The 17,903-nt window shown below is 72.8% G+C and carries 24 protein-coding genes and 1 pseudogene; 12 read left to right on the top strand and 13 right to left on the bottom strand.

Translation table 11 applies throughout. The features are described 5' to 3' along the window. The first annotated feature begins 30 nt into the window (after nucleotides 1–30). The 7 genes from ACIPKM_RS02125 to ACIPKM_RS02095 all read left to right on the top strand — a co-directional run bounded on the left by ACIPKM_RS02125 (nucleotide 31) and on the right by ACIPKM_RS02095 (nucleotide 5,514). Entirely contained in the window at nucleotides 31–429 is a 399-nt protein-coding gene (locus ACIPKM_RS02125; RefSeq protein ID WP_071294565.1) for a hypothetical protein, read from the top strand. Continuing rightward, the gene (locus ACIPKM_RS02120; RefSeq protein ID WP_071294566.1) at nucleotides 426–1,271 is read left to right on the top strand and encodes a DUF2071 domain-containing protein; all 846 of its coding nucleotides are present in this window, start codon (nucleotides 426–428) and stop codon (nucleotides 1,269–1,271) included. The genes ACIPKM_RS02125 and ACIPKM_RS02120 overlap by 4 nt, the downstream gene beginning before the upstream one ends. Then, the gene (locus ACIPKM_RS02115; RefSeq protein ID WP_402736071.1) at nucleotides 1,268–1,747 is read left to right on the top strand and encodes a DUF1810 domain-containing protein; all 480 of its coding nucleotides are present in this window, start codon (nucleotides 1,268–1,270) and stop codon (nucleotides 1,745–1,747) included. Before ACIPKM_RS02120 ends, ACIPKM_RS02115 begins: the two co-directional genes overlap by 4 nt. A 108-nt stretch (nucleotides 1,748–1,855) precedes the next feature. Beyond that, nucleotides 1,856–2,506: a GntR family transcriptional regulator gene (locus ACIPKM_RS02110; protein WP_402736070.1), complete on the top strand. Its 651-nt coding sequence runs from the start codon at nucleotides 1,856–1,858 to the stop codon at nucleotides 2,504–2,506. Nucleotides 2,507–2,681: 175 nt separating this feature from the next. Further along, nucleotides 2,682–3,143 (top strand): MarR family winged helix-turn-helix transcriptional regulator, encoded by a 462-nt coding sequence (locus ACIPKM_RS02105; protein ID WP_071294569.1) that lies wholly within the window; start codon nucleotides 2,682–2,684, stop codon nucleotides 3,141–3,143. Between the two features lie 284 nt (nucleotides 3,144–3,427). Continuing rightward, on the top strand, nucleotides 3,428–4,291 hold the full coding sequence (locus tag ACIPKM_RS02100; RefSeq protein ID WP_261646810.1) for a phospholipase: 864 nt from the start codon (nucleotides 3,428–3,430) through the stop codon (nucleotides 4,289–4,291). Nucleotides 4,292–4,365: 74 nt separating this feature from the next. Next, nucleotides 4,366–5,514 carry a low temperature requirement protein A gene (locus ACIPKM_RS02095; RefSeq protein ID WP_254790698.1) on the top strand — a complete coding sequence of 383 codons (1,149 nt, stop codon included), beginning with the start codon at nucleotides 4,366–4,368 and terminating at the stop codon, nucleotides 5,512–5,514. Between the two features lie 100 nt (nucleotides 5,515–5,614). Here ACIPKM_RS02095 and ACIPKM_RS02090 read toward each other — a convergent pair whose 3' ends face one another. The 4 genes from ACIPKM_RS02090 to ACIPKM_RS02075 are packed head-to-tail and all read right to left on the bottom strand — an operon-like array spanning nucleotide 5,615 to nucleotide 7,321. Then, nucleotides 5,615–5,923 carry a hypothetical protein gene (locus tag ACIPKM_RS02090; RefSeq protein WP_070418287.1) on the bottom strand — a complete coding sequence of 103 codons (309 nt, stop codon included), beginning with the start codon at nucleotides 5,921–5,923 and terminating at the stop codon, nucleotides 5,615–5,617. Beyond that, a complete protein-coding gene (locus tag ACIPKM_RS02085) occupies nucleotides 5,920–6,552 on the bottom strand; it encodes a hypothetical protein (RefSeq protein WP_070419458.1) in 633 nt (210 codons plus the stop codon). Before ACIPKM_RS02085 ends, ACIPKM_RS02090 begins: the two co-directional genes overlap by 4 nt. Continuing rightward, nucleotides 6,549–7,103: an RNA polymerase sigma factor gene (locus ACIPKM_RS02080; RefSeq protein WP_070418286.1), complete on the bottom strand. Its 555-nt coding sequence runs from the start codon at nucleotides 7,101–7,103 to the stop codon at nucleotides 6,549–6,551. Before ACIPKM_RS02080 ends, ACIPKM_RS02085 begins: the two co-directional genes overlap by 4 nt. Nucleotides 7,104–7,159: 56 nt before the next feature. Then, nucleotides 7,160–7,321, bottom strand: a complete 162-nt coding sequence (locus ACIPKM_RS02075) for a hypothetical protein (RefSeq protein ID WP_336697543.1) — start codon at nucleotides 7,319–7,321, stop codon at nucleotides 7,160–7,162. Nucleotides 7,322–7,417: 96 nt separating this feature from the next. Between ACIPKM_RS02075 and ACIPKM_RS02070 the strand changes: the two genes are divergently transcribed. After that, nucleotides 7,418–8,083: an MOSC domain-containing protein gene (locus ACIPKM_RS02070; protein ID WP_083403161.1), complete on the top strand. Its 666-nt coding sequence runs from the start codon at nucleotides 7,418–7,420 to the stop codon at nucleotides 8,081–8,083. Nucleotides 8,084–8,108: 25 nt separating this feature from the next. On the opposite strand, the gene ACIPKM_RS02065 is transcribed toward ACIPKM_RS02070, so the two are convergent. After that, complete coding sequence (locus tag ACIPKM_RS02065) at nucleotides 8,109–8,492, bottom strand: MmcQ/YjbR family DNA-binding protein (RefSeq protein WP_071294602.1); 384 nt, start codon at nucleotides 8,490–8,492, stop codon at nucleotides 8,109–8,111. An 83-nt stretch (nucleotides 8,493–8,575) separates the two neighbouring features. Between ACIPKM_RS02065 and ACIPKM_RS02060 the strand changes: the two genes are divergently transcribed. Then, entirely contained in the window at nucleotides 8,576–8,875 is a 300-nt protein-coding gene (locus tag ACIPKM_RS02060; RefSeq protein ID WP_139201839.1) for an excalibur calcium-binding domain-containing protein, read from the top strand. 10 nt (nucleotides 8,876–8,885) lie between these two features. On the opposite strand, the gene epsC is transcribed toward ACIPKM_RS02060, so the two are convergent. Continuing rightward, on the bottom strand, nucleotides 8,886–9,470 hold the full coding sequence (gene epsC, locus ACIPKM_RS02055) for a serine O-acetyltransferase EpsC (RefSeq protein WP_402736069.1): 585 nt from the start codon (nucleotides 9,468–9,470) through the stop codon (nucleotides 8,886–8,888). Beyond that, nucleotides 9,467–10,405 (bottom strand): cysteine synthase A, encoded by a 939-nt coding sequence (cysK, locus tag ACIPKM_RS02050; protein WP_402736068.1) that lies wholly within the window; start codon nucleotides 10,403–10,405, stop codon nucleotides 9,467–9,469. Before cysK ends, epsC begins: the two co-directional genes overlap by 4 nt. Before the next feature lie 195 nt (nucleotides 10,406–10,600). Between cysK and ACIPKM_RS02045 the strand changes: the two genes are divergently transcribed. After that, the gene (locus tag ACIPKM_RS02045) at nucleotides 10,601–11,272 is read left to right on the top strand and encodes a DUF899 family protein (protein WP_402736067.1); all 672 of its coding nucleotides are present in this window, start codon (nucleotides 10,601–10,603) and stop codon (nucleotides 11,270–11,272) included. On the opposite strand, the gene ACIPKM_RS02040 is transcribed toward ACIPKM_RS02045, so the two are convergent. The 3 genes and pseudogenes from ACIPKM_RS02040 to ACIPKM_RS02030 all read right to left on the bottom strand — a co-directional run bounded on the left by ACIPKM_RS02040 (nucleotide 11,263) and on the right by ACIPKM_RS02030 (nucleotide 13,456). Then, a complete protein-coding gene (locus tag ACIPKM_RS02040; protein ID WP_368073350.1) occupies nucleotides 11,263–11,904 on the bottom strand; it encodes a PDDEXK nuclease domain-containing protein in 642 nt (213 codons plus the stop codon). The two genes, ACIPKM_RS02045 and ACIPKM_RS02040, sit on opposite strands and share 10 nt — an antisense overlap. Nucleotides 11,905–12,026: 122 nt before the next feature. After that, nucleotides 12,027–12,296: pseudogene (locus ACIPKM_RS02035) on the bottom strand (DUF1016 N-terminal domain-containing protein); the annotation flags it as partial. Between the two features lie 122 nt (nucleotides 12,297–12,418). Further along, complete coding sequence (locus tag ACIPKM_RS02030; RefSeq protein ID WP_071302683.1) at nucleotides 12,419–13,456, bottom strand: dipeptidase; 1,038 nt, start codon at nucleotides 13,454–13,456, stop codon at nucleotides 12,419–12,421. A 44-nt stretch (nucleotides 13,457–13,500) separates the two neighbouring features. Between ACIPKM_RS02030 and ACIPKM_RS02025 the strand changes: the two genes are divergently transcribed. After that, nucleotides 13,501–14,076 carry a GNAT family N-acetyltransferase gene (locus ACIPKM_RS02025; RefSeq protein WP_402736066.1) on the top strand — a complete coding sequence of 192 codons (576 nt, stop codon included), beginning with the start codon at nucleotides 13,501–13,503 and terminating at the stop codon, nucleotides 14,074–14,076. Continuing rightward, a complete protein-coding gene (locus ACIPKM_RS02020) occupies nucleotides 14,073–14,600 on the top strand; it encodes an SRPBCC family protein (protein ID WP_071302685.1) in 528 nt (175 codons plus the stop codon). The genes ACIPKM_RS02025 and ACIPKM_RS02020 overlap by 4 nt, the downstream gene beginning before the upstream one ends. Here ACIPKM_RS02020 and ACIPKM_RS02015 read toward each other — a convergent pair. From ACIPKM_RS02015 to ACIPKM_RS02005, 3 genes are read right to left on the bottom strand one after another with little or no spacing between them, the layout of a single operon-like run. Further along, a complete protein-coding gene (locus ACIPKM_RS02015) occupies nucleotides 14,567–15,400 on the bottom strand; it encodes an SIS domain-containing protein (protein WP_261646818.1) in 834 nt (277 codons plus the stop codon). The genes ACIPKM_RS02020 and ACIPKM_RS02015 overlap by 34 nt on opposite strands. After that, nucleotides 15,397–16,656 carry an allantoate amidohydrolase gene (locus tag ACIPKM_RS02010; RefSeq protein ID WP_261646819.1) on the bottom strand — a complete coding sequence of 420 codons (1,260 nt, stop codon included), beginning with the start codon at nucleotides 16,654–16,656 and terminating at the stop codon, nucleotides 15,397–15,399. Before ACIPKM_RS02010 ends, ACIPKM_RS02015 begins: the two co-directional genes overlap by 4 nt. After that, nucleotides 16,653–17,900: an alanine--glyoxylate aminotransferase family protein gene (locus ACIPKM_RS02005; protein ID WP_261646820.1), complete on the bottom strand. Its 1,248-nt coding sequence runs from the start codon at nucleotides 17,898–17,900 to the stop codon at nucleotides 16,653–16,655. Before ACIPKM_RS02005 ends, ACIPKM_RS02010 begins: the two co-directional genes overlap by 4 nt. Nucleotides 17,901–17,903 lie beyond the last annotated feature (3 nt).

Raw genomic sequence — 17,903 nt, 5'->3', positions numbered from 1 at the left:
TCCCGAGCGCGCCGCGGGCACCATGGACGCATGCGACGACGCGAGCGCGCACGACGCGCCACCCGGACCGCCACCCTCCTCGCCGTCGTGCTGGGCGGGGCCGGCGTCACCCACTTCCTGCGACCGAGGGGCTACGACCGGATCGTCCCGGACGCCCTCCCGCCGCGCCTGACCACCCTGGCGTCCGGCGCCGCCGAGCTCGGCATCGCGACCGGCCTGGCGATCCCGGCCACCCGCCGTGCCGCGGGCTGGGCCGCCGCCGCGCTGTTCCTCGCCGTCTTCCCCGCGAACGTGAAGATGGCGAACGACCTGCTCGACAGCCCGCGGTCGACGCGGGCGATGCGGCTCGTGTCGGTGCTCCGCCTGCCGCTGCAGGCACCCCTCGTCGCCTGGGCCGTGCGCGTCGGTCGGCACGCGCCACGACGGTGACCGAACCCGCGCGGGACCGAGCCGCGGTCCCCCTGCTGCACCGACCGGTGACGGTGCACGCCTGGGAGGACGTCGTCTTCGCGCACTGGCGCCACGACCCCGAGTCGCTCGCGCGTCTGGTGCCGCGCGGCACCCGCCCCGACGTCGTCGACGGGAGCGCGTGGGCCGGCCTGACGGCGTACGTCTTCCGCGAGACCCGGGTGCCGCCGTTCCCGCCGTCGGGCCGCCTCGGCTCGATGACCGAGGTGACGATCGAGGTGCTCACCGTCGACGACCGCGGTCGCCGCGGGGTCGCCTACCGCACGGTCGACACCGCGAACGTGCCCGCGATCGTGGCGGCGCACGCCCTGCTCGGGGTGCCGTACACGTTCGCGCACGCGCGGGCGCGACGTCGTGGGGACACGCTGTCCTACCGGTCGGTACGGCACCCGGCACGCTCCCTCCACCCGGTCCGCTGGCTCCGCGGACGCCGGGGCGGACCAGGGTCCGGTGCGGCGTGGCCCGGCGGTCCGGTCTGGCCGGGCAGCACGGGTGGGCCAGGAGGCGCGGTGCGACCCCGCCACGACGCCACCGTCCGGGTCGTGGCCGGTGACGTCGTCGACGACCGGCTGGCGACGGACCTCACCACCCGACAGGGCATCCACGCCCGGCACCTCGCGCAGACGCTGTTCTGGCAGCGCCAGCACCCGCCGCTGACGATCCGGTCGGCACGGCTCGAGCGGCTCGGCGGCGACCTGCCCGACGCCGTCGGGATGCCCGGGCTCCTCGACCGCGAACCCGACTCGCTGCTCGTCGTGGACGGCACGACCGTCCGCTACGCCTGGGGGGACGTGGTCCGGTGAGCGACGATCCGCACGACACCGACCAGCACGGCACCGACCAGCACGGCACGGACCGGTTCGACCTCGACCGGTTCGTCCGCGCGCAGCACGGTGTGCACGACACCGCGCTCGCCGAGCTGCGGCGCGGCCGGAAGTCGTCGCACTGGATGTGGTTCGTGTTCCCCCAGCTCGCCGGGCTCGGCCGCTCGCCCACCGCGCAGCGGTACGCACTCGACGGCCTCGACGAGACCCGGGCGTACCTCGACCACCCCGTCCTCGGCCCGCGGCTGCTCGAGGCGACCCGTGCGGCGGAGTCCGCCCCGGCCCGGACCGCCGACGACCTGCTCGGGGGCATCGACGCGCTGAAGCTCCGGTCGTCCATGACCCTGTTCGCCGCGGCCGCCGCCGACCCGGAGCCGTTCCGGGCCGTCCTCGACCGCTGGTACGACGGCTCCGAGGACCCGGTGACCCTCCGGCTGCTCCACCCCCACGACTGACACGCTCCGAGCCGACAGGGACACCGTTCACATATCAGGTACGGTGAACCGTGCGTCCGCACCGACCGGTGGGACGCCCGCCGACGCCACGATCCCGGAGGAACCCGCATGCCGGTCCCCAGCAGTGCACCGACCGAGCACCAGCTGCTCCGCGACACCGTCCGGCTCAAGATCCACACCGCGATCATGGACGGCACGCTCGAGCCCGGCGAGCGGCTCAACGACGACGAGCTCATCGCCTGGCTCGGTGTCTCCCGCACCCCGATCCGCGAAGCACTGAGCCAGCTCGCACGCGCCGGCCTGATCGAGATGGCGCCGAACCGCTACACCCGCGTCACCACGCCGGACCCGACCGAGGTGGTCGAGGCGCTGCAGACCCTGGGCGTCCTGTTCGGCGGGGTCGTGCGGCTGGCGGTCCCGCGCCTCGGTGCGAGCGCGAAGAAGAAGATCCTCGCCCAGCTCGACGCCACGATCGCGGACTACGAGTCGCACGACGTCGCCGCGGTGAACCGTGACGCCCTCGCCGTGTTCGCCCGCTACGTCGAGGAGTGCGGCAACGAGAACCTCCAGCGCGTCTGCCGGGACACCATGGACGGCCTCGCGTTCCGACTGCGGCTGCCGAACCTCGACGAGCTCGTCGACTGGGACCAGATGACGGCCGACTTCCGCCGTCTGCGTGAGGCCACCGCGTACGGGGACAACATCGAGGCGGAGCTCGCGACCGAGGCGATCCACCTGCTCCCCGGCGAGAAACGCTGACCCCGCCTGAGCGCCCGTACAGGAACACGCCCGTCTCGCCCTCGCGAGGCGGGCGTGCTCCGTCCGCCACAGCACGCGGCGACACCACGGCGACCCGCGCGACGCTCCCAGTCACACCGTCCGACGAGCCGGTAGCATCGCCCCGACCACCCCGTCGAGCGACCCGGAGCACCGTATGAGCCACCGCCAGCCGGACCGTACCGAGATCGCCGCGCGCCTCGCCGCGGCGGTCGGCCGGATCAATCGGCGGGCCCGCACGGACTCGGCCTCGCTCGGGTACGGCATCGTCTCGGCGCTGGCGACGATCCAGCGCGAGGGACCCTTGCGCCCGGGCGACCTGTCGCGGATCGAGGTCGTCACGAAGCCGACGATGACCCGCATCCTGACCGAGCTCGAGCAGCGCGGGTTCATCGAGCGCGAGGCGGACCCCCGGGACGGTCGGGCGTTCATGGTGACGGCCACCCCCGAGGGCATCGCAGCGGTCGAGCGAGCCCGTTCCACCCGCACCGGCATCGTCGCCGAGCTCATCGCCGAACTGCCCGACACCGACGTCGACGCCATCGCCGCCGCGCTCGACGCCCTCGAACGCGTCGCGCAGGGCGACCGCACCCAGGAAGCTCACACCTCCCGGGCCTGACCAGCCCGTTACCGAACCGTTACCAACGGGTGGACGGACGGTTCTGCCAGACAAACTGGACGGTGCACCCAGCAACACCGGTCATCGTGGCGGCTTCGCCCAGCGGCGGCCACCCCACGGTCGCCCGTCGGCGGACGGACGGGCCCCACACCACCGTCCGGTCCTCCCCCGGCTCGCGAACTCCTGACGACGGACGTCTCGTTCATCCGCACCCCTGCGCGCTCCCCCACCCCGCGTGCAGCGTCACGAGTCACGCACCACGAGCCGGCCGACCACCGGAATCGATGACAGGACGCAACACCGACCTCCCCACCATCACCGCCTCGACCCGACGTGAGGCCCTGAACTCCCCCAACCGGCGCCTCCGCCGCGCGCTCCGCCGCCCCACCACGCTCATCGTGGGCGGGGCCGCCGTCCTCGCGGTCGCCGGAGGCATCGCCACCGTCGGCACGCAACCCGCGATCGGCGAGGCCCTCGGCATGCCGACCGCGAGCGCGACCGCGGCACCGGCACTCGCCGGGACCGCGCTCGACCGGGCCCAGGCCGCGGCGACCATCGCCACGGCCGAGACGATCGCCGACTCCGCGAACGAGAAGACCGACACCGGCGTCCTCGAGCGCCGCATCGACGCGCTCGACGACTACCGGAAGCTCTCCGGCGCGGCACTGACCTCGCGGATCTCCTCGACGGTCGACGCCACGACGGCGGTCGCGGACGCCAGCGCCGCGCAGGACAAGCAGGACGCCGACGCGAAGGCCGCCGCTGCCGCCGCAGCGAAGCGCGCCGCGGCCGAACGGGCAGCAGCCGCCGAGGCCGCGCGCAAGCAGGCCGCCGCGAACACGGTCGAGGGCGCCAAGGCGACCGCGAGCTCACTCGCCTCGTCGAAGTACGGCTGGGGTTCCGACCAGTTCCAGTGCCTCGACAACCTGTGGACCAAGGAGTCCGGCTGGAACTACCAGGCCGTCAACGCGAACGGCGGCGCGACCGGCATTCCGCAGGCGCTCCCCGGGTCGAAGATGGCCACGATCGCGTCCGACTGGCGGACGAACGCGACCACCCAGATCACCTGGGGCCTGCAGTACATCAGCGACGCGTACGGCACCCCGTGCGGCGCGTGGTCGCACTCGCAGGCGTCGAACTTCTACTGAGCCGACGCCAGGCACGCACGACGAACGACCCCGGGTCCTGCACCCGGGGTCGTTCGTCGTGTAGGCATACGCAGGTGACCACCATCGGACTCCGCCGCATGGCACCCCGCGACCCCACCGAGGGGCACCGCGCCGCCAGCCCCCTCGAGCTCCTCTTCGACCTCGTCTTCGTGGTCGCCGTCGGGTTCGCCGCGACGAACCTGCACGAGATCGAGGTCGAGGGGCACGTCTCGTCGGCCGTCCTCGCGTACGCCTTCGTCTTCTTCGCGATCTGGTGGGCGTGGATCAACTTCACCTGGTTCGCCACCTCGTTCGACACCGACGACTGGCTCTACCGCGTGATGACCTTCGTGCAGATGGCGGGGGTCCTCGTGCTCGCCGCCGGGGTGCACGCCGCGATGGTCGAGGGGTCGACCACGGTCGTCGTGCTCGGCTACGTCATCATGCGGCTCGCCCTCGTCGGGCAGTGGCTCCGGGTCGCCGCGTCGTCGTCGGAGTACCGGCGGACCGCACTCCGGTACGCCGGCGGCATCGTCGTCGTGCAGGTGCTCTGGGTGCTCGCGCTCCTGCTGCCGGACGGCGTCTCGTGGGGTGTGATCCCGGTGCTCATCCTGCTCGAGGTCCTCGTCCCGCCGTTCGCGGAGGCCGGCACGCAGACCACCCCGTGGCACACCCGGCACATCGCGGAGCGCTACTCCCTCTTCACGCTGATCGTCCTCGGCGAGGGGCTCGTGGCCTCGGCGAACGCGGTCATCGACGGCATCGCGCACGCCGACCACCTCGGGTCGCTCCTCGTGCTGGCGGCGTGCGGGCTCGTGATCGTCGCCGGACTGTGGTGGATCTACTTCTCCCGCGAGCAGCACGACCACATCCGGTCCCTGCCGACCGCGCTCCTGTTCGGCTACGGCCACTACCTGGTCTTCGCCGCGGCCGGGGCACTCCCGGCGGGGATCGAGGTCGCGGTGAGCGCCGACGCGGGCGAGGCCGACCTGTCGCACGCGACCGTCGCCGCCACGATCGCCGTGCCGGTCGCGCTGTTCGTGCTGTCGATCTGGGCGCTGGCGCTCCGGCCGTCCCTCAGCCTCGGCTGGAACGTCGTCGTCGTGGCACTCGCGCTCGCGGTGCTCGCGAGCATCGCCGTGCCGTCGGTGTCCCTCGTGGCGACGGCACTGCTCGTCGCCGCCGTGGTCGTCGTGCTGGAGGTCGCCGACCGGCGACCGTGACCCGCAGGCGGACGTGAGCGAGCCGGTGACGGTGACCGGCTGACGGACGGGAGGCGCGGCGCGGGCCCGCGACGTCCCTCCCGAACCGCAGGCGGGTGCGTCAGCCGACGCGCGCGATCCGCACGTCGACCCGGCTGAGCGGCAGGCCGTGCTCGGTCGCGGCGGCGAGCGCCGCGAGGTGTGCCGCGCGTGCCGTCTCGGGTGCCGGGACGGAACCGTCGGTCCCGATCACGATGCGGAGGACGTCGTCGTCGAGCACCACGCGCGCGACCGTGGTGCGGGTCGCGAGGTTCTTGGCGGCACCGACCGCGCTGCCGAGCGTCGGGCGTGCCCGGTAGAGCTCGGCGACCCCGGGGACCGCGACGACCGCTGCCTCGATCGCGGCGAAGGTCTCGTCGTGGCTGCTCATGCTCGTTCCTCCTCGGCGTCGGGGCCCGGCTCGTCGTCGGACGGTGGCAGCAGGTCGCGCACCACAACGTCCACGGACTCGACGAGCAGGTCGGTCTCGGTCGCGAGGACCTCGGCGACGGTCTCGCGGATGTCCGACGCCACGCGCTGGATCGTCGACCCGGCGCGGACGGCGATCTCGACGACGATGCGCACCGGGGCACCGAGCTCGGTGACGTCCCCTTCGAGCGTGCACCGTGCGATGAGCGCGTCGGGCACCGCGTCGCCGGCGGTCCGGACGAGCGAGCGGATGGCGCCCTCGGTCATGACCGGGCGTTCGGTGGGCGCCGCCGGGCGGAGCGGGACGTCACGGCCGGCGCGTGCCTCGAGCGAGATGTTCGCGAGCACGCCGCTGATCCACGACTCGTCGGCGGGTGCTTCCTGTTCGGCAGCGGCCTCGAGCGAGCCGAGCGAGGACTGCCGGAGCCGCACGATGGCGGCGAGGGCGTTCTGGCACGCGGCGGAGTGGTCGATGCTCGGGTCGGCCGGCTGCATGCCGGCGTCGAGGTAGTCGGCCAGCTCGTCGATCGTGTGGCCGTCGAGGTCGTCGGGTTCGAGGGAGTCGAGCCGGACGGGATCGGGTTCGGTCATCGCCATCCCTCCATGAGACGGATCATGTTCTTACGCGCCCGGGACAGCAGCCCCCGGACGGTCGAGGTCGGGAGGTCCAGTTCCTCCGCGATGGCCTCGTACGAGTACTCGAGCACTTCCTTCATCACCCACGTGCGGCGCTGCGCCTCGGGCAGTTCGGCGAGCGCCGTCTCGACCGCTTCCTCGCGGGAGCGGGCCTCGGCGACGCGTTCGGGTGCGTCGTCCGCCGGTGCCTCGACCTCGAGCTCGGTGACGTCGTCGTGGAACCGCCGGGCCCGGATGCGGTCGATGCACTTCCGGCTGAGGATGCGCATGAGCCACGCCTTGACCCGGGCGCCGTCCTGGAGCGTGTCGAGCTGGTTCCAGGCGGTGATGAACGTCTCCTGCACGACGTCGTCGAGTTCGTCGGTCGAGCCGAGGGTCCGGCGCGCGTAGGCACGGAGCAGGGGGGTGTGGCGCCGGATGAGGACCTCGAACGCCCGGACGTCGCCGTCGGACGATCGACCAGCGAGGACGGCGTCGTCGAGGTCGGTGAGGGGCTGGTGGTGCACGCTTTCCTTCTACTGGTGTGGGGTCGGGGGTTCCTGAGTGCGGTGCCGTCGTGCCGCTAGGCCGCGTGGGCCGGGTGTCCGTGCGTGCGGCGGACCTTCATCGGGCCGACGGGCCGCGCGGACAGCGACCGGACGCGTGCCTGCGCCAGGAGGTGCTCGTGCCCGACGCGGACGAGCGCGGTGGTCGCGAGGTGTGCTGCGGGTGCGGTGTCGGTCATGACGGGGTCCTCCATCGGGGTGCTCACCGATGGGACGGAACGAACAGCCGGATCGTCACACTTCTGCGTGCGCGGGTTCTGCGGCAGGCTGGGGGCATGTCCCTCGTCACCGCCGTCTGCCGCGTCGACCGCCTGTTGCCCGACTCCGGCACCATCGGCGTCACCGCGATCGACAAGCGCCCTGTCGACGGCCCCGTCCGGGTCCGTCCGCTCGGGCTGTACGCCGACGTGCAGGCGGACCGGAAGCACCACGGCGGCGAGGACCAGGCGGTGTACGCCTACGCGGACGAGGACGCGGCGTACTTCGCGGACCTGCTCGACCGGGACGTCCCGCCGGGGCTGTTCGGCGAGAACCTGCGCACGACGGGCGTCGACGTCACCGGCGCCGTGACGGGGGAACGCTGGCGGATCGGCGAGACCCTCGAGCTCGAGGTCACGATCCCGCGGATCCCCTGCGGCACCTTCGCCCGCCGGATGCGGGTGGACAAGTGGGTCAAGCGGTTCACGGAGGAGGGCCGCCCCGGCGCCTACCTCCGCGTGGTGCGGTCCGGGCCCGTGTCCGCCGGCGACCCGGTCGTCGTCACCCACCGACCGGACCACGGCGTCACGATCGGCCAGCTCTTCACGGGCCTGACGCCCGAGCAGGCGCAGGCCGTGCTGTCGTCGGGGCGCGGGACGGGTCCCGGTGGCCCGGGGACGGGTGGGCTCGCGCCGAAGGTCGTCCGGGACGTGTCGAAGGTCCTGGCGCGCGCGACCGCCTGAGTGCGGGCGGTCCGCCGTGCCGTGGTCAGTCCTGCTGCGTCCGGCGCACGGGGTCGATCGGGCGCTTCGCCTGCGGCAGCTTCGCGACGACGAGGTCGTACGCGTTGCCGACGAGGTCCTCGACCAGGGTCTCGTCGATGCCGTCCCCGGGTGACAGCGTGATCCAGTGCTGCTTGTTCATGTGCCAGCCCGGGGTGATCTCGGCGTGGTCGCGCACCAGGGCGGCACCGTGGGGCGGCGCGCACTTGAGGTTCACGATCGGCACGCCACGGAGCTCGGACGTCATCACGAACATCTTGCCGACGACCTTGTAGACGAACGCGCCTTCGCCGAAGGGCTGGGTCTCCGCCACCGCGGGCAGGGCCATCGCGGTGCGGATCGCGACCTCGTGCAGCGTCTCGCCGTCCATGTGCTCCAGCATGCACCGGACCGCCGACGGTGCACCTCGTTCTGGGGTGCGTGCGGACCCCGGTTCCGAACTATCCTCAGGCCGTGCACATCACCCGAACCCTCAGCATCGCCGCCGCCACCGCCGTGCTCGCTGCGACCGCCGTCGTCGGCGGCGCCTCGACCGCGCAGGCCGCCCCCACCGTCTACAAGAACTGCACCGCCGTGCAGAAGGTGTACTCGGGCGGGATCGCGAAGAAGTCCGTCACGAAGAACCGCGTCACCTCGAAGGGCAAGGTCACGTACCGGGCGCTCAAGGGCACGGTGAAGAAGGACGACGCCCTGTACGCGGCGAACAAGAAGATGGACGCCGACGGCGACGGGATCGCCTGCGAGAAGAGCTGACTCCGACCCGTCAGAGGGGCGGGACGCCCTCGTGTCCCGAGCGCGGGCGGGCCGTCCCGGCGACACCCGTCACGACCGACCCCGGTGGGACGTCCTTCGTCACCACCGTGTTCGCGCCGACGACGGAGTCCGCGCCGACCGTGATCGCGCCGATGAGCGACGACCCGGCACCGAGCACGACGCGGTCCCCCACCGCCGGGTGCCGACGAGCTCCGGGCCCGTGGTCGCCCCCGCGGCCGCCGAGGGTCACCCCGTGGAAGAGCACGACGTCGTCGCCGACCACCGCGGTCTCCCCGATGACGACCCCCATGCCGTGGTCGATGAAGAACCGGCGGCCGATGCGGGCACCGGGGTGGATCTCGATGCCGGTGGCCGACCGGGCGACCTGCGCGAGGACCCGGGCCGCGAACCGCGACCCCGGCAGGCCCTCGGCGATCCAGAGCCGGTGCGTCAGTCGGTGGGTCCAGACGGCGTGCAGCCCCGAGTAGACGATCGCGTTCTCGAGGTCGCCACGGGACGCGGGGTCACCGCGGCGTGCTGCGGCCAGGTCCTCCCGGACGGTCCGCAGCACGCCTCGTCGGGCGGGACGACTCACGCAGTGAGTCCCTCGAAGAGAACCGTCGACAGGTAGCGCTCACCGGTGTCGCACACGATCGCGACGACCCGCTTGCCCGCGTTCTCCGGGCGTGCGGCGATCTCGATCGCGGCGTGGATGATCGCGCCGGACGAGATGCCCGCGAGGATGCCCTCCTGCGTGCCGAGGTCGCGGGCGACCCGGAGCGCGTCGTCCAGCTCGACGTCGAACACCTCGTCGATGACGGACTGGTCGAGGACCTCGGGGATGAAGTTCGCGCCGATGCCCTGGATCTTGTGCGGGCCCGCCTTGCCCTCGGCCAGCAGCGGCGAGTCCTTCGGCTCCACCGCGACGATCTGCACACCGGGCACGCGCTCCTTGAGGACCTGGCCGACACCGGTGATCGTGCCGCCCGTGCCGACGCCCGCGACGAACACGTCGACGTGCTCCTCGGTGTCGCGGAGGATCTCCTCCGCCGTCGTCTTCCGGTGGATGGCCGCGTTCGCCGGCGTCTCGAACTGGTGGGCGAGGATCGCGCCGGGCGTCTCGGCGACGATCTGCTCCGCCTTCGACACCGCGCCCTTCATGCCCTCCGGCCCCGGGGTGAGGACGATCTCGGCACCGTACGCGCGGATGAGGGCGCGACGCTCGACACTCATCGTCTCGGGCATCGTGATGACGACCCGGTACCCGCGAGCCGCGCCGACCAGTGCGAGCGCGATACCCGTGTTGCCGGAGGACCCCTCGACGATCGTCCCGCCGGCCTGCAGCTCGCCGGACTCCTCGGCTGCGTCGATGATCGCGACGCCGAGCCGGTCCTTCACGCTCGCACCCGGGTTGTAGAACTCGAGCTTCGCCAGGACCTCGGCGCCGCCCTCCTTCGGGAGGCGGTTCAGCCGGACCAGCGGCGTGTTCCCGAACGCCTGCGAGATGTTGTCGTGGATCGTGCCGCTCATCGGTACCGTCCTCTTCGGGTCAGGTCGCGTGCCTCCGCCCTGGAGGCACGGCGTGCGCTGCGATCCTAGCGATCGGACCCCGGGTGGTGCTGCCTGCGTGACGCGTGCTGCGCACCGGGCGCTCGCCGCGCCTCCCGTCCGTCACGACGCGACCGCGACGCGCGTACCGTGCGCCGCAACGACGAGGAGGTCGCCATGTCCAAGGAGCAGCAACCCGACGCCACGCCACCCGTCGTCGACCGCGCAGCGTTCGACACGGCGCTCGCCGCGCAGGTGCGCGACGAGAAGGAACTCACCCGCCTCGGCGACCGCGTCTCGGCCGCGCGCCGACGGCTCCCGATGGTCCGCGTCGACGACTACGAGTTCACCGGTCCCGACGGTCCCGTGCGACTGACGGAGCTGTTCGCCGGGAAGTACCTGCTCCTCGTGCAGAACGTCATGTACGGACGGGACTGGGACGCCGGCTGCCCGAGCTGCACGTGGGCCGTCGACAACCTGCCCGCCGACATGGGACGACTCGACGACGAGGGGATCGCGTTCGCGATGGTCTCCGAGGGCCCGATCGAGCGGCTCGAGGCCTGGCGGCAGCAGCACGGGTGGCCGCACACGTGGGTGTCGTCCGGCGCGACGAGCTACCACGACGACTGGGGCTGGACCGTGCACAGCGACGACTGGGACGGCCCGGCGCCCGGGTACTCGTACTACCTGCTGCGCGACGGTGTGCCGTACCTGACCTACGCGACCGGTGCGCGCGGGACGGAGGCGATCCTGCCGGTGCCGCACATCATGGACCGCACGGTGTACGGGCGGCAGCAGGACTGGGAGGACAGTCCCGAGGGGTGGCCGCAGTACCCCACCTACGGCTGACCGGACCTTGGCCCCTGGGGTCCGAGCAGAGCGCGTTGCAGCTGGGCTTCGGACGGCAGCAGCCGCTGCAGCTCCGGGGGCAGGAGCTCGTAGGACGCGACGCCGACCGGAGCGTTCGACGTCCCGAGCGCGTACCGGACGACCGCGTCGTTCTTGCCCGTGACCAGGAGCAACCCGACCGTGTCGGCGTGGTGTGGGCGTCGGAGGTCCGCATCCACGAGGGCGACGTAGAACGACAACTGACCGACGTGGTCCGGCCGGAACTCACCCGTCTTCAGCTCGACGACCACGTACCGGAGTTGCTCGACGTGGAAGAAGAGCAGGTCGACGAAGAAGTCGTTGCCGTCGACGTCGAAGTGCACCTGCCGGCCGACGAAGGCGAACCCCGTCCCGAGTTCTCGTAGGGTGTCCGCGATCCGGTCGACCATCGCCTGCTCGATCGAGCGTTCGTCCCGGTCACCGTCGACGGCGAGGAAGTCCAGGATGTACGGATCCCTGGTGATCTGCTGCGCCAGGTCCGCACCGTCGTCGTCGAGCAGCCGACTGAAGTTCGTCGCGGCGGCGGCATGCCGCTCCGCGGCACGACTGCGGAGATTGTGTCGCAGGACGTTGCGCGACCAGCCTCCGGCCACCGCCTGACGGACGTACCACGCTCGGAGTCCGCTGTCGGGGACGCTGAGCAGGACGGTGATGTGCCCCAGGGCAATCGGTCAACAGCCTGTTGACCGATTGCGTCTTCGTCGGGCCACCTTGCGGCGAACTGTCGCATGTACTTGAGGTTCGTCGCAGAGAACCCCTTCATCGACGGGAACTCCGCACGGAGGTCAGCCGCGAGGCGGGTCAGGACACCCGTTCCCCACGCGCCGTTCCGCGATCGCTCGAGCAGGATCGAGCCGATCGACCAGTACAGGTGGACGAGGTGCGCGTTCGCCGCGAGCTGCGCGCGAGATCGAGTGCTGGTGACGCGGTCTCGGATGGAGCGGAGCGTGTCGGCGTACTCCCCGGGCACGGGCTGGTCGATCATCCGCCGATCGTGCACGGCGAGTCGGTGCCGCGTCCACGATCTGGGATGCACGGCAGCCGCCAGGTGAACGCGGTCGCATCCCCTCCGGACCGAGCCGGCCGCCGCGGAGCCCGCGGACGTCGTCAGCGCACGTGCGCCGTCCGCGCGAACCGCTCGTCCGTCGCCGCGAGCACCCGCAGCACGTTGCCCCCGGCCAGGACACGCAGGTCCTCCGGGCCCCAGCCACGACGCTGCAGTTCCGCCGCCAGCACCGGGTACCGCGACACGTCCCGCAGGTCCGGCGGCAGCACGGGCGTCCCGTCGTAGTCGCCGCCGAGCCCGATGTGCGCCGCGCCGGCGACCTCGCGCGCGTGCTCGACGTGGTCCGCCACGTCCGACACCGTGACGAGCGGGGGCTCCCCCACCGAACCGGCGTCCTCCCACTCGGCCCACGCCCGGGACACGAACTTCGGCACGAAGGTGATCATCACCACACCGCCGTTGTCGCGCAGGCGGGCGAGCACGTCGTCCGGGACGTTCCGCGGGTGGTCGTTCACCGCGATCGTCGACGAGTGGCTGAACACCACGGGCTGCGTGGCGACGTCGAGGGTGTCACGCATGGTCTGCGGCGACGTGTGCGACAGGTCGACGAGCATCCCGATCCGCTCCATCTCGGCAACGACCTCGCGCCCACGGTCGGTCAGGCCGCCGTGCGGGTGGGAGCCGGTGGCCGAGTCGGCCCAGGGTGTGTCGTCGTTGTGCGTGAGGGTCATGTACCGGACCCCGAGCCGGGCGAGGTCGCGGAGCACCGCCAGGTCGTCACCGATCGAGTGGCCGCCCTCGGCGCCGAGGAGCGACGCGGTGCGCCCGACCTCGACGGCCGCGACGACCTCGGCCGCGGTCCGGGCGAGGGTGAGCGACTCCGGGTACCGCTCGATGATCCGGTGCGCGAGGTCGACCTGCTGCAGCGTCGCGCGGACGGGATCGGGGACGTCGGTGGGGACGAACACCGACCAGAACTGCCCGACGACCCCGCCGGCACGGAGCTTCGGCAGGTCGGTGTGCAGGGACCCCTGCTCGGAGTCGATGCCCTCGACCCCGGAGTCGTGGGTCTCGCGCCGCTCCCAGGGCAGGTCGTTGTGTCCGTCGATGACCGGGAACGGGAGCGCGTCGAACGTCATGCCACCGACGCTACCGCGACGACCGCCGTCGCTAGGCTCGCCCCATGGACCCCGTCACGCTGCGGACCGAGCGGCTGGTCCTCTCGGTCCCCGAGCTCACCGATGCCGACGACGTCGTCGCCTACGCGACCGATCCCGACGTGGTGGCGTTCATCCCGATGCCCGAACCGTACGGTCATGCCGAGGCCCGCCACTGGCTCACGGCCGTGGTGCAGGACGGCTGGGCGTCGGACACCCGCTACGAGTTCGCCCTCCGCCGTGCCGACGACCCACGGCTGCTCGGTACCGTCGGGCTCTTCGGGTTCGCCGGCGGCGGCGCGGAGATCGGGTACGCGACCCACCCGGACGCCCGCGGGCACGGCTTCGTGACCGAGGCGGCGGACCGCGTGCTGCAGTGGGCGTTCGCGCCGGCTCCCGACGGGCTCGGGCTCGCGCGCGTGCAGTGGCGGGCGATGGCGGAGAACCGTGCGTCGATCGCCGTCGCGCAGCGGCTCGGCATGCGGTTCGAAGGGCGTCAGCGGTCCGCGGTGCTCCAGCACGGCCGCCGCCACGACCAGCTGCTGGCGGCCGTCCTGCGCGACGACGACCGATCCGTCCGACCGGTCTGGCCGACGTCGTGACCGTCGCGTTCCGGGTCGTCACCGACCTCGCCGCCCCGCCGGAGCGCGCGTTCGCGCTGTCGCTCGACATCGGCGCGCACGAGCGGTCCATGGCCGCCACGGACGAGCGCGCGGTCGCGGGCACCACGGCCGGCACGATCGGGCTCGGTGAGTCCGTCACGTGGCGCGCGCGGCACTTCGGGATCGTGTGGCGGATGACGAGTCGGATCACGGCTCTGGAGGCGCCCCACCGGTTCGTCGACGAGCAGGTGCGTGGACCGTTCGCCCGGTTCCGGCACGAGCACCGGTTCGAGCCGTCGGCCGGCGGCACGCGGATGGTCGACGAGATCGAGTTCCGCGCACCGCTCGGGGTGCTCGGGGTCGTCGCCGAGCGGCTCGCGCTGGCTCGGTACCTGCCGCGGCTGATCCGGGAGCGCAACGCCTCGCTGGCGGCCGAACTCGCCGACGAGCGCGGCGGTGCCGGCGACGACGAGCACGGCGACGGCACGGGTCAGGGCGCGGCGAGCTCCCCCAGCGCGTCGTAGGCCTGCGCCACCGCGTCCACGCGCGCGCGGCCGCCCGGGCCGGATGCCTCGTACACGTCGTTCGCGACCGCGGCGACGACGGCGAACAGCGCCGCCATCGAGTCGAACGCCGACGGGGAGTCCACCGGGCAGAGGATCGCCGTGGCCGCCGGGGCCGCGATGACCGCCGCGGTCGGGTCGCCCAGGACGACGACGTCCGCGCCGCTGGCGACGCAGTGCCGCACGAGTTTGCCGATGCCGGCGGCGTGCCGGCGCACCGTGACGATCATGACGAGGTCGCGTCGGTCGAGGTCGGCCACCTCTTCGCCGAGGCGCTGTCCCGGGGCCGGGCCGATGCGGACGTCCGGTCGGACCTGCGCGAGCTGGGCGCGCAGCTGGAGGGCGATCGGGTACGCCCCGCGCTCCCCCGCCACGAGCACCCGACGGGCGCGGACGATCCGACGGGCGAGACGGGGACGGTCGGCCCGCGCGAGCGAGGCGAACGCGGCGTCGAGGTTGCGCGACTCGACGGCGCGCTGGTCGACGTGCGCCGCGTCCTCGGCGGCCCACGGCAGGCCGGAGCCCCGTGCCGACATCAGGTTCTGCCGGACCTCGGCGGCGTCCTGGAAGCCGAGCGACCGGACGAGCCGGGAGACCGTGGCCTTCGAGGTGCCCGACTCGGCGGCGAGCTCGGCCGAGGTCCCGACGAGCAGGAGTTCGGGGTCGTGGCGCACCATCGCGGCGACGCGGCGCTCGGCCGGGGACAGCTGCTCCCACACCGAGTCGATGCGCGCCCGGACGTCGGGGCCCGCGGTGCTCACGCTGCGGCCACCCGTCCGACCGCGACCGCGAGCGCGTCGAGCCCGAGGGCGATGTCCTCGGTGGAGACGAACTCGTCGGGGTGGTGGCTGATGCCGTCCGGGTTGCGGAGGAAGAGCATCGCGACGTCGGTCACGAGCCCGAGCGACATGGCGTCGTGTCCCGCGCGGGAGAACAGCTCGATCGGACGGGGCTCCCCCGTCGACTCGATGCCCGCCCGGACGGCGTCCATCAGCCGCGGTGCGCAGAACACCGCCGGCGCACGGTGGACCTCGGTCGGCTCGACGCTGACGCCACGGCGTTCCCCGATGAGCGCGAACGCCTTCGTGATCTCGTCCCACACGGCGTCGCGTCCCTCGTCGAACTCCCCGCGCAGGTCGACCGAGAACCGTGCCAGCCCCGGGACGACGTTCACGGCACCGGGTTCGACGGTCATGGTGCCGACCGTGCCGACGTGCTGCGACGCCCGGCAGATCCGTTCGACGGCGAGGGCGGCCTCGGCGGCGGCGAGCAGGGCGTCGTGCCGTCGGTCGTAGGGGGTGCCGCCGGCGTGCCGGGCCTCGCCGACGGCCTCGACGGTGAACCGCCGCGCGCTCGCGATGCTCGTGACGACGCCGAGCGCCTGACCGGCCTGTTCGAGGTACGGTCCCTGCTCGATGTGCGCCTCGAGGTAGCCGGCGAGCACCGACGGTTCGACCGCGGCCTCGTGCACGCGCGACGGGTCGAGCCCGAAGCGGGTGAAGGCGTCGCGGAGGGTTACCCCGTCGCCGTCGGCGAGGTCCCACCAGGACTCGTCCCAGACACCGGCGACCGCGGAGGACCCGAGCAGCGCCTTGCCGAAGCGGGTGCCCTCCTCGTCGGAGAACGCGATGACCTCGAGCGCGACGGGGAGCGGGCCGTCGGCGGTCACCCGTGCCACCGTCCGGATGGCCATGAGGACCCCGACGATCCCGTCGTACCGGCCGGCGTCCACCACGGTGTCGAGGTGCGATCCGAGCAGCAGCACGGGGGCGTCGGGGGTCGCACCGTCGACGCGGCCGTGCAGGTTGCCCGCCGCGTCCTGCCAGGTGCTGAGGCCGGCGTCGTGCATCCAGCCGGCGACGATCGCGTTGACCCGTGCGTGCTCCGGCGAGAGGTAGACGCGGGTGATCCGGCCGGGCTCCTCGGTGACGGTCGCGAGTTCGTCGCACCACCCGGCGATCAGCGTCGCGTCGGCGGTGGCGGTCGCGGAGGCCCGGACCACGGACGGCGCGCTCACGCCGACACCCCGGCAGCGACGGCACCGGCACCGGCACCGGCGTAGACGTCGAGCGCCGCGTCCACGCCACCGCCGGACGGCACCGCGTGCCCGGCCCGGCGCAGGGCGTGCTCGAGCGCGGCGAGGGTCGTCACGACGGTGTCCTTGCGCGCGTTGTAGCCCATGGTGCCGATCCGCCAGACCCGTCCGTGCAGCGGCCCGAACGACGTGCCGATCTCGATGCCGTGGTCGTCGAGCATCGCGGCGCGGACCTGGTCGCCGACGACGTCCGACGGGATCTCGACCGCCACGACGTTGTGCATCTTGTGCCCGAGGTCGCCGAAGACACCGAGCCCGAGTGCCTGCACCCCGGCGGTCATCGCGCGACCGGCGGTCTCGTGCCGTGCGACCACGGCGTCGCGGCCCTCCTCGAGCAGGATCCGGGCGCACTCGTTCGCGGCGTAGAGCATCGACGCGGCCTCGGTGTGGTGGTTGAGCCGTCGGGGGCCCCAGTAGTCGAGGATCATCGCGAGGTCGAGGTAGTTCGACCGGATGGGTTCGTCGGCGACCTCGTCCCCGGGTTCGCGGATGCCCGCCTCGACGCTGCGACGCTGGTCGAGCACGGCGACGGCCCGCGGCGAGACGGTGAGCGGCGCGCTGCCGGACGGTCCGCCCAGGCACTTCTGCAGCCCCGCGCTCACGGCGTCGATGCCCCAGGCGTCGACCTCGAGCGGGTTGCCCCCGACGGTGGCGGTCGCGTCGGTGTAGAACAGCACGCCGTACCGTTCGCAGATCGCTCCGAGCTCGTCGAGCGGCTGGTTCATCGTGGTCGAGGTGTCGCCCTGCACGATCGCCAGGACCTTCGGGCGCACCCGCGCGATCGCGTCCTCGATCGCCGACGGGGTGAACACCTGCCCCCACTCGGTCTCGATCGTGTGGACCTCGGCCCCGGCACGCCCGGCGATCTCGGCGAGCAGGTGCCCGAAGCGCCCGAACACCGGCACGAGCACGCGGTCCCCCGGGGCGAGCAGGGAGACGAGCGCCGCCTCGATGCCGGCGCGGGAGGTCCCGTCGACGAGGACGGTCGCCTCGTTCGTGGTGCCGAACACCCGCCGGTACAGCTCCTGCGTCTCGTTCATCGTGGTGGTCATCCACGGGTCGTACTGCCCGACGAGCGGTGTCGACAGGGCACGGAGCACCCGTGGGTCGGCGGTGATCGGCCCCGGTCCCATGAGCAGACGGGCGGGCGGGTTCACAGGGAGCATGTT

This window comes from Curtobacterium sp. NPDC086286, assembly GCF_044746255.1.
Classification (GTDB): Bacteria; Actinomycetota; Actinomycetes; order Actinomycetales; family Microbacteriaceae; genus Curtobacterium.
This window is presented reverse-complemented; position numbering and strand designations above follow the sequence as displayed.

What these genes read in the sequence shown, in the direction of transcription:
- ACIPKM_RS02125 (WP_071294565.1), top strand. Translation starts at nt 31, where the DNA reads ATGCGACGACGCGAGCGCGCACGACGCGCCACCCGGACCGCCACCCTC.
- ACIPKM_RS02110 (WP_402736070.1), top strand. Translation starts at nt 1,856, where the DNA reads ATGCCGGTCCCCAGCAGTGCACCGACCGAGCACCAGCTGCTCCGCGAC.
- ACIPKM_RS02105 (WP_071294569.1), top strand. Translation starts at nt 2,682, where the DNA reads ATGAGCCACCGCCAGCCGGACCGTACCGAGATCGCCGCGCGCCTCGCC.
- ACIPKM_RS02100 (WP_261646810.1), top strand. Translation starts at nt 3,428, where the DNA reads ATGACAGGACGCAACACCGACCTCCCCACCATCACCGCCTCGACCCGA.
- ACIPKM_RS02090 (WP_070418287.1), bottom strand. Translation starts at nt 5,923, where the DNA reads ATGAGCAGCCACGACGAGACCTTCGCCGCGATCGAGGCAGCGGTCGTC.
- ACIPKM_RS02085 (WP_070419458.1), bottom strand. Translation starts at nt 6,552, where the DNA reads ATGACCGAACCCGATCCCGTCCGGCTCGACTCCCTCGAACCCGACGAC.
- ACIPKM_RS02075 (WP_336697543.1), bottom strand. Translation starts at nt 7,321, where the DNA reads ATGACCGACACCGCACCCGCAGCACACCTCGCGACCACCGCGCTCGTC.
- ACIPKM_RS02070 (WP_083403161.1), top strand. Translation starts at nt 7,418, where the DNA reads ATGTCCCTCGTCACCGCCGTCTGCCGCGTCGACCGCCTGTTGCCCGAC.
- ACIPKM_RS02065 (WP_071294602.1), bottom strand. Translation starts at nt 8,492, where the DNA reads ATGGACGGCGAGACGCTGCACGAGGTCGCGATCCGCACCGCGATGGCC.
- cysK (WP_402736068.1), bottom strand. Translation starts at nt 10,405, where the DNA reads ATGAGCGGCACGATCCACGACAACATCTCGCAGGCGTTCGGGAACACG.
- ACIPKM_RS02045 (WP_402736067.1), top strand. Translation starts at nt 10,601, where the DNA reads ATGTCCAAGGAGCAGCAACCCGACGCCACGCCACCCGTCGTCGACCGC.
- ACIPKM_RS02030 (WP_071302683.1), bottom strand. Translation starts at nt 13,456, where the DNA reads ATGACGTTCGACGCGCTCCCGTTCCCGGTCATCGACGGACACAACGAC.
- ACIPKM_RS02025 (WP_402736066.1), top strand. Translation starts at nt 13,501, where the DNA reads ATGGACCCCGTCACGCTGCGGACCGAGCGGCTGGTCCTCTCGGTCCCC.
- ACIPKM_RS02005 (WP_261646820.1), bottom strand. Translation starts at nt 17,900, where the DNA reads ATGCTCCCTGTGAACCCGCCCGCCCGTCTGCTCATGGGACCGGGGCCG.